This is a genomic window from Limnohabitans sp. (assembly GCF_030158565.1).
Taxonomy (GTDB): domain Bacteria; phylum Pseudomonadota; class Gammaproteobacteria; order Burkholderiales; family Burkholderiaceae_C; genus Limnohabitans_A.
Map to the genome: position 1 here is coordinate 1 of NZ_JAOASQ010000050.1, position 8,441 is coordinate 8,441.

Consider the following 8,441-nt stretch of genomic DNA (forward strand, 5'->3'; position numbering starts at 1 on the left):
GACCTGGGTACGGGCACGATCAAGGACGACGGCACGGCCACGGACGGGGACGATGAAGGCGTAGCCGTTGACGATGACCGTCCAGTGCTGAGTGTTGCGGGTGTGGATGATGTGTCGGAGGGCAGTTACGCGGTGTTCACGGTGAGCCTGGACAAGGCGCTGGAAGGCACCACAGGCATCAAGTTGTCGTTGACAGACAGTTCGGCCTTGATTGCAACTGACTTGAGCAGCATGACGATGGAGGTGGTGACATCGCTGTCTACGGCGGTGGGTTCGGGTACACCCGTGGATAACGACGGGACGTTCACGTTGCCAGCGGAAACGACCAAGTTCTATGTGCGTGTTCTGACCAAATCAGATCAACCTGCGGTGTATGAGGGGGCTGAGAAATTCGCTTTGCGTGCGTCATTCACCAGTGCTGCGCTGTTGTATGCAGATCGAACAGGTGTCAACGCTGCTGTCCGTGCAAATGCGTCGAACGCAGACACATCCACCATCTTGGATGATGGCACCGGAAAAGTTTATAAGCCCGATGGAACCGAAGACCTTGATGCCATCAAGGACGATGACCGACCCAAGCCAGAGCCATTGCCCTTGGCTGTGTTGCCACCTGCTGCACCTGATCGGCTTGCAGAGCGTGTTGAGCCTCCACCTCCAGTGCCTCAGGTCTTTTCATCAACCCTTGACCCGGTGGCGCCTCGTTTGGTGCCTATCGAGCCACCGCGCCCGATCGGTGATGTGCTGACCAGTCAGTCTGGTTACCGTATACCTGTCAACGATGCTGCAGCGCCCGGATTGTCATTGAATCGTGGTGTCACAGATCAGTTTGTGCAAGGCACTCAAGTCGCCACCAAAATCAGCTTGCCCTTTGATGCCTTTGTTCACTCGGACAAAGATGCCGTCATCAAGTTAGAAGCCAAACAAGCAGACAACCGCTCTCTGCCGAAATGGGTTCAGTTTGACCCTGTCAGCGGGGTTTTTGAGGTCACGCCGCCCAAAGGTTTCAAGGGCAAGTTGGACTTGAAGGTGGTTGCCCGCGATGACGACGGAAGAGAGGCGACAGCACTGTTCCAGTTGTTCGTTGGGGAGCAGGAAAAAGTCGGTCCGCAAAGCCGCGAGAGCTTCAGCGAGAAATTGCGCATGGCTGGCAAACGTCCCATCACGCTGATTCGGGTGTCCGATGCACAGAGCAAAGTGACCGTGCGTGAGTCGGTGCCTCTTAAAGTACGCGCCGGATGACGAGTGCTTTGTGGGATTTGGCCCGGCGCGCGCGACAGGCCACGTCTGACCGCGAGCTGGGCTTTCTGCTCGTCAACGACAGTTTGACTTTGGTGCCTTTCCGGCAGGCTGCGTTGTGGCTGGAGGATGAGGGCGTTTGGACTTTGTCGGGTGTGGTGCAGGTGGACGCCAACGTGCCGTATGTCCAGTGGCTCGATTTGGTTGCCCGGCATTTGCATGCCCTGGGCTATGAGGCTGGGCAGGCATTCACGGCCGCTGATTTACCCGCTGAGCTGGCCAGTCAATGGGCACATTGGTGGCCAGAGCATGCCATTTGGCTTGGATCATCTGCGAAAGGTTTGAGCGGGGCGGGTATTTTTCTGCGAGATATACCCTGGACGGATGAAGAAAAAGTTGATCTGCAGGAGTGGGCAGAGGTTTGGTGGCACGCTTTTTCTGCAATGCACCGGCCCAAGATGGTTCGGTTCAGTGCTTGGCGCCAAGCATGTTCTCGTCTGCTGCTTTGGCAAGACGGTCTGGTTTGGTGGCGACAACGCCGCTTGCAAATAGGTATCGCCTTGCTTGCCGCCTTGCTTTGGCCGGTCCAGTTGACGGTGCTCAGCCCCGGTGAATTGGTCCCTGCACATCCAACCGTGGTCCGCGCACCACTTGACGGTGTGATCGATGTTTTTCATGTCCAACCCAATCAGCTGATCAAGTCTGAGCAAGCCTTGTTCAGTTTTGACGAGATCGTCATTCAATCGAAGTTGGATGTTTCTTTGCAGGCACTGGCTACCGCTGAAACAGATTACAGGCAGACCAGTCAAATGGCGTTGACGGATATGAAATCCAAAACCCAGTTGGGCTTGCTGGTGGGGAAGGTTGAGGAACGGCGAGCCGAAATTGAATACCTGCAGGAGCAGCTGACCCGTGCGCGTGTGCTGGCGCCTCGAGCCGGCGTGGTGTTGATGGACGATCCCTCCGAATGGATAGGTAAACCCGTCTCAACAGGTGAACGCATCTTGCGCATTGCTGCGCTCGATGATGTGGAAATCGAGGCTTGGGTGTCTTTGGCGGATGCCATCAGCTTGTCCCCAGGTGACGCTGTCACCTTGTACTTGAGTGCCAGCCCTTTGTCGCCGGTATCGGCCAAGCTGCGCTACATGTCACACGAGGCTGTCCAGCGGCCTGATGGCAGCTACGCTTACCGTGTTCGTGCGCTGTTGAACAGCCCGACCAGTCATCGGGTGGGTCTGAAGGGGACGGCAAAGCTCCAGGGTGGGTGGGTGCCATTGTCATATTGGGTGTTGCGCCGCCCTTGGGCGACTGTTCGTGCCTATTTGGGTTTTTGATCCATGCCGCTACCGCCATTACGTGAAGAGCTGGATCTGTTGCCAGGGCCTAGCTTGGCCGACGGGCAGCCCAGCTGGACTTTGCATGACCCTGTGCGCAACCTGTTTTTTCGCATCGACTGGCCAACGCTGGAAATCTTGCAGCGATGGGACATGGATTCACCAGAGCAAATCGCCTCAGATGTATCCAGCCATACAACACTGGAGTTGATGGCCCATGATGTGCTGCAGGTGGCTCAGTTTTTGGTGATGCATCAACTGGTTAAAAACAGCGCCACCGGGACTGCCCGCAAGATGGCCGAGCAGTGGTCAAACATTCAGGGCTCAGCGATCAAGTGGTTGTTGCACCACTACCTGTTCTTTCGGATTCCTTTGGTCAGGCCCGATGCCTGGCTCACCGACTGGTTGCCGATCGCACGTTGGTTTGTCAGCAAAACTTTTTTGGTTTTGAGCTTGCTGGCGGCTGCCGTTGGCTTGAGTCAAGTGGTTCGCCGCTGGGATGTGTTCAGCGCATCCTTGGTTGACACCTTCAATTTGGCTGGCCTGCTGTCTTATGGCGTGGCCATTTTTGTGGTCAAGTTACTGCACGAGCTAGGGCACGCCTTCAGCGCCAAGTCTTACGGATGTCGTGTGCCCACGATGGGGGTGGCTTTTTTGGTGATGTGGCCTGTGGCCTATACCGATACCAACGAAACATGGCGTTTGACGAATCGGTTCCACCGCCTGCGTGTGGCCAGTGCGGGCATTGCCACCGAGTTGGTGATCGCTGTTTGGGCCACCTTGGCTTGGGCACTGCTGCCTGCAGGCAGTTTGCAGTCGGCAGCGTTTGTTTTGGCCACCACCAGTTGGGTGGCGACGCTGGCCATCAACGCCAGTCCGTTCATGCGCTTTGATGGGTACTTCATCTTGATGGATGCGCTGGACATGCCCAACCTGCATGGGCGCAGCTTTACGTTGGCGCGATGGAAATTGCGTGAATGGTTGTTTGGTTTGGGCAGGACGCCTCCGGAGTATTTTTCCCGGGCCAAGGCCTTGGTACTGGTCGCGTTTGCCTGGGCCACCTGGCTTTACAGATTGGTGCTGTTTTTAGGTATCGCCGTTTTGGTCTATCACTTCTTCATCAAACTTGTGGGGATTTTCTTATTTCTGATCGAGATTGTGTGGTTTGTGGCTAAGCCATTGGCATCTGAGGTCGCTGTTTGGCGAGAAATGTGGCCTCAGATCCGTCGCCAAGCGCGCAGCCGCAAGACCCTGTTGTGCGTTGTCGGATTGTGTGCATTGCTGATGCTGCCTTGGCCTGGACGCATCAGTGCGAGTGCAGTTTTGCGGCCTCAGGAATCGTGGCCCGTGTTTGCGCCTGCCGGTGCCAGGATTGATGCGATTTTCTTCAAAGATGGCGATTTGGCGCCCGCAGGTCGAGCACTGGTTAATTTGTATGTCCCCGATTTGATAGGTCGCGAAAAAGCATTGCAGGCCAGATTGGACCAACAGCGCTGGCAGGTCGCGACATCGGCATTTGACGACGAGATGCGCAAGCGCTGGATGGTGAGTGAGCAAAACTTACACACGACCGAGGCCGAGTTGGAGGGCGTACATGCCGAGCGGCATCAGTTCATGCCTTTGGCGCCGTTCGAGGGGCGATTTTTACAGGCTGATCCGGACCTTGTTGCGGGACAATGGGTCGGAAAAAAAGAGCCTTTGGCGGTATTGGTCAAACAAGGCACGGTTTGGCGGGTGGAGACTTGGCTGGATGAAGACGATGTCGGTCGCGTGCAAGAAGGTCATTCGGCCAGGTTCATGACCGACAGCGTGTCCGGGAAAGTGCTGAATCTGAAGGTATCGGCCATAGATCGCGATGCAACGCGTGTTTTGCCGCGACGCGAGTTAGCCAGCTCCTTGGGCGGGCACATTCTCGCGCGGGAAAAAAATGGCCAATTTTTGCCTGAACGAGCGGTGTACCGCGTGTCCATGCAGGTTCAAGACATGCCAGTTGAGATGCAACAGATGTCCTGGCGTGGTCAGGTCATCATCCATTCAGAATGGCAAAGCCCGATCAGTCGCTATGTGCGGCAATTGATCGCTGTATTGATTCGGGAGTTCGGGTTCTGAGCTTGAGGGCCGGCTGCCAAGGGTGACGTCGCTCAGGCCGTCGTCTCGTCTTGGCCCAGCGCATCCAGGTGCGAGGTGTCGCCCCAGCCAACCAGTGACAGGCCCTGTGGTGTCCACAGCAATCGGTTAACAGCGGTGTTGGTCAGCTGCCAGGTGCGTGGCGCTTGCAGGTCCAGGCGGGTGGCGGCGCGGTAGAGGATGTCCATCACGCCCCCGTGTGCGACCATCACGATTTGCTGGCCCCGGTGGCGTGCGGCCAATTCGTCCACGGTCTTCAAGATGCGTTCGCGCAGCACGATCAAGGACTCGCCGCCGTCTGGTGGCGCCCACTCGGGTGTGCGTTTGCGCCAGTGCCAGGCATCGTCTGGCAACTCGGCCTCGATCTCGGTAAAGGTGCGGCCCTGGAAGGCGCCAAAGTGCCGTTCGCGCAAGCCAGTGTGTGCCGTGACCGATTGGCCCATGGCCAGGGCAATCGCGCTGGCGGTGGTGTGGGCGCGTGACAGGTCGCTGGCGTACACCGCATCGATGGCGTCGCGCTGTGCCAAGGTTTGGGCCAGGTGCTGTGCTTGGCGCAGGCCCACCTCGTTGAGCGGGATGTCCAGATGCCCCTGGATGCGGGTGTCCACGTTCCAGGCGGTTTCTCCGTGGCGAATGGCCAGAATGCGAGTGGCGTCCATGCGAGGCGTTGTCCAGAAAATTCAGCGGGGGATTTCGATGTTCACCCGGCGCAAACCAGCGGGCGGGTTCGGGAAGTTGGCCATGGCGGCCTGGAACAGCGTGGCAAACAGCTGCGCGCTGTCGTTCCAAGGGCCATCGTGCGTGGCGCGGGTTTCATAGACCACTTGGCCGGATCTCAAGTCGCGCATGATCAGGCTGACTTCGCGGCGGTATTGCGTGGGGGGCGGAAAGCGCATGCCCATGCCCAAACCCACGTTGGGCCCGATGCCGCGCCCCATGGAAATGCTGCCGTAATAAGGCGACCAAGCACCCGGTGGCAGAGGGCGGCCCCAGGCATCGGCCAGGTATTGCGTGCCAGCAAAGCCCACCAGCACGCTGAGCTGGGCGTTCGCATCGTCACGCACCAGGCCCACCGCCGCCATCGCCGCTTGCGCTTGTTGTTCGGCCAGGCCCGCTTCGGGGTTGTTGGCCTGCGAGGGCAGGCGCTCAAAGCGGTATTTGGCGCCTTGGAGGCTCATGCCCGCAGGGGCTGCGGCGACCGACACCACATCGCTGTCCATGATGCGCATTGAGGCACAGCCTGACAGCAGTCCCAGAGCCAAAGCCAGAATCCATCCAGTCCACAGTGCACGCATGCTCGCCTCCTTGGGGTGATTACATCGAGATGACCTGAATGCCGGGCAAGGAAGCTTCCTTGAACTCTTCTTCGTCAAAAGCCTTGTCGCCCGCCTCGTCGGCGATGCCGGTGATCTGCAGGTCTTTGAAGCCGTGCAGCTTGGCATCCATCAAATGCGAAGGCACCACATTTTGCAAGGCGGCAAACATGTTTTCAATGCGGCCGGGGTGCTTCTTTTGCCACTCGCGCAGCATGTTGCCCACCTGCAGGCGCTGCAGGTTTTCCTGGCTGCCACACAGGGTGCACGGGATGATGGGGAACTGTCGGTGCTCTGCCCAACGGATCAGGTCGGATTCGGCCACATAGGCCAGCGGGCGGATCACCATGAACTCGCCGTTGTCGCTGACCAGCTTGGGGGGCATGCCCTTGAGCTTGCCGCCAAAGAACATGTTCAGGAAGAAGGTCTGCAGCATGTCGTCGCGGTGGTGGCCGAGCGCCAGTTTGTTGCATTTGAGCTCACGCGCCACGCGGTACAAAATGCCCCGGCGCAGGCGCGAGCACAGGCTGCACATGGTCTTGCCTTCGGGGATCTTGTCCTTCACGATCGAGTAGGTGTCTTGCGTCTCGATGTGGTACTCCACGCCCAGCTCTTTGAGGTAAGCGGGCAGGATGTGGTCCGGAAACCCCGGCTGCTTTTGGTCCAGGTTGACCGCGACCAGCTCAAAGTCGACCGGGGCGCGGGCCTTCATCTTGAGCAGGATGTCGAGCATGCCGTAGCTGTCTTTGCCGCCCGACATGCAGACCATGATGCGGTCGCCTTCTTCGATCAAGTTGAAGTCGCTGATGGCTTGGCCCATCTGGCGGCACAGGCGCTTTTCGAGCTTGTGGGTTTCACGCTCGATCTTGACGGCCTTGGCCGCCGCTGCGCTGGCTTCTGCGTCAGCGTCCACCCAGGTGTTGTCAGTTGTTGTGTTCATGTTCACCACTGTCCGGTTTCCATGCGAATGGCCACTTCGCAGTCTTCAAAAATTTCAAGTTTGGCAATCTTGACGCGCACACCCAACACGCCGGGCAATTGCATCAGGCGATTCGAGAGTTTGCCGATCAGCGTTTCCAGCAGGTTGATGTGCTCGGCTGTGCACTCGTCGATGATGATTTTGCGCACCTTGCGGTAGTCCAGTACCGCGTTGATGTCGTCGTCGCTGGGCAGCAGGGGCTGCGTGCCCAGGTTCAGCTCGGCATCGACCTGGATCGGCTGAGGATCGGTTTTTTCGTGTTCGAGGATGCCCAGGTTGGCGTCAAAGCGCAAACCGGTCAGCTCCAGGGTTTGGTGTCCTGCGGGTGTTTTCATGGCGCGGGTTTGATTTGGAAAATTTCAACCCCGACGGCTTCGCAGTCCGGGTACACATCGGGTTTGCAGCTCGACAGGCGCACCGCCTGCACCTGCGGGTGCGCGATCAGCTCGCGCATCAGGTCGTCACACAAAGTCTCTTGCAGCACGATGTGGCCCTGGGCCACACGGCGCGCAATCACCTTGCGGATGAAGTCGTAGTCCACCACCTCGGCCAGGTCGTCTTGCGTGGGGGTGGACGCGCTGTAGGGCACGAACAACTCCACATTGAAGACGATGCGTTGGGGGCCGAGCTTTTCAAAGTCGTGCGCGCCGATGCGCACGTCCACCGTGTGGTTGCGCAAAAACAGGCGGCGGCAGTTGAGCGCCAAATCGGTCATGAGGTCATTCATGCGGCGTCCTTCTTGTCGGCCAAAAACATCACATCCCGTTCCAGTGGCACCAGGTGCTGGCCGTTGTCCACACAGATGGTGGTGCCGGTGATGCAGGGGTTCTGTGCCAGAAACAGGCAGGTGGCCGCCACCTGCGCCGGGTCGATCGGCTCGCGCAAGAGGTTCACGCGGCTGGCGCGGTCAAAGTTCTCTTGGGTTTGCGGGCCGCTCAAAAACATCAGGCCCGGGGCCACACCACACACACGCAAAGGTGCCAGTGCTTGGGCTTGCAAGGCCACCGAGCGCTCCAGCGCCAGTTTGGACACGGTGTACGAAAAATAGTCAGGGTTCAGGTTGAACACCTTCTGGTCCAGGATGTGTATCACGCTGCGCTGGCCCGGTTGGGCCTGGGGTGCGGACTGCTTGGCCATCAGCGACGCCAGCGTCATGGGCGCGATCAAGTTCACTTCCAGCTGAAGGCGTGCGCCTGGCAAGTCCATGTCAGTGCCTTCATCGGGCTCGAACAGCGACGCGTTGTTCACCAGACAGTCGAGTGGCCCGGTGGTCTGCGTGATGTGGCCCATCATGCGCTCGACGTCGGCGCTTTGGGCCAAGTCGGCTTGCACGCATTCCACATGGCCTCCTGCAGCCTGCAGCTCAGCCTGCAGCGCCTTTGCCGCATCGGCCGAGCGTTGGTAATGGCACCACACGCGCCAGCCCGCCGCCGCAAATTGGCGAACGATCTC

At 58.8% G+C, this 8,441-nt stretch carries 9 protein-coding genes; 3 read left to right on the top strand and 6 right to left on the bottom strand.

Annotation, left to right across the window (positions count from 1 at the left end; translation table 11 throughout):
• The 3 genes from Q1W40_RS10865 to Q1W40_RS10875 all read left to right on the top strand — a co-directional run.
• Nucleotides 1-1,239, top strand: a 1,239-nt coding sequence (locus Q1W40_RS10865) for a hypothetical protein (RefSeq protein WP_300711787.1), incomplete at its 5' end; no start/stop codon positions are given.
• Between the two features lie 92 nt (nt 1,240-1,331).
• Nucleotides 1,332-2,570: an HlyD family efflux transporter periplasmic adaptor subunit gene (locus Q1W40_RS10870; RefSeq protein ID WP_300711806.1), complete on the top strand. Its 1,239-nt coding sequence runs from the start codon at nt 1,332-1,334 to the stop codon at nt 2,568-2,570.
• 294 nt (nt 2,571-2,864) lie between these two features.
• Nucleotides 2,865-4,679, top strand: a complete 1,815-nt coding sequence (locus tag Q1W40_RS10875) for an HlyD family efflux transporter periplasmic adaptor subunit (RefSeq protein WP_366146336.1) — start codon at nt 2,865-2,867, stop codon at nt 4,677-4,679.
• Between the two features lie 32 nt (nt 4,680-4,711).
• Here the strand turns inward: Q1W40_RS10875 and Q1W40_RS10880 are convergent, their stop codons facing one another.
• The 6 genes from Q1W40_RS10880 to Q1W40_RS10905 all read right to left on the bottom strand — a co-directional run.
• Nucleotides 4,712-5,356 carry a histidine phosphatase family protein gene (locus Q1W40_RS10880; RefSeq protein ID WP_300711791.1) on the bottom strand — a complete coding sequence of 215 codons (645 nt, stop codon included), beginning with the start codon at nt 5,354-5,356 and terminating at the stop codon, nt 4,712-4,714.
• A gap of 21 nt (nt 5,357-5,377) precedes the next feature.
• Entirely contained in the window at nt 5,378-5,992 is a 615-nt protein-coding gene (locus Q1W40_RS10885; protein WP_300711793.1) for a DUF4136 domain-containing protein, read from the bottom strand.
• A gap of 19 nt (nt 5,993-6,011) precedes the next feature.
• Complete coding sequence (gene ttcA / locus Q1W40_RS10890; RefSeq protein ID WP_300711795.1) at nt 6,012-6,950, bottom strand: tRNA 2-thiocytidine(32) synthetase TtcA; 939 nt, start codon at nt 6,948-6,950, stop codon at nt 6,012-6,014.
• A 2-nt stretch (nt 6,951-6,952) separates the two neighbouring features.
• Complete coding sequence (locus Q1W40_RS10895) at nt 6,953-7,324, bottom strand: dihydroneopterin aldolase (RefSeq protein WP_191818099.1); 372 nt, start codon at nt 7,322-7,324, stop codon at nt 6,953-6,955.
• A complete protein-coding gene (locus Q1W40_RS10900; protein ID WP_300711802.1) occupies nt 7,321-7,716 on the bottom strand; it encodes a dihydroneopterin aldolase in 396 nt (131 codons plus the stop codon). The genes Q1W40_RS10895 and Q1W40_RS10900 overlap by 4 nt, the downstream gene beginning before the upstream one ends.
• The coding region (locus Q1W40_RS10905) for an SDR family oxidoreductase (RefSeq protein WP_300711804.1) at nt 7,713-8,441 on the bottom strand (729 nt) is incomplete at its 5' end. The genes Q1W40_RS10900 and Q1W40_RS10905, both read right to left, overlap by 4 nt.

What these genes read in the sequence shown, in the direction of transcription:
- Q1W40_RS10875 (WP_366146336.1), top strand. Translation starts at nt 2,865, where the DNA reads ATGGCCGAGCAGTGGTCAAACATTCAGGGCTCAGCGATCAAGTGGTTG.
- Q1W40_RS10900 (WP_300711802.1), bottom strand. Translation starts at nt 7,716, where the DNA reads ATGAATGACCTCATGACCGATTTGGCGCTCAACTGCCGCCGCCTGTTT.
- ttcA (WP_300711795.1), bottom strand. Translation starts at nt 6,950, where the DNA reads ATGAACACAACAACTGACAACACCTGGGTGGACGCTGACGCAGAAGCC.
- Q1W40_RS10885 (WP_300711793.1), bottom strand. Translation starts at nt 5,992, where the DNA reads ATGCGTGCACTGTGGACTGGATGGATTCTGGCTTTGGCTCTGGGACTG.
- Q1W40_RS10880 (WP_300711791.1), bottom strand. Translation starts at nt 5,356, where the DNA reads ATGGACGCCACTCGCATTCTGGCCATTCGCCACGGAGAAACCGCCTGG.
- Q1W40_RS10895 (WP_191818099.1), bottom strand. Translation starts at nt 7,324, where the DNA reads ATGAAAACACCCGCAGGACACCAAACCCTGGAGCTGACCGGTTTGCGC.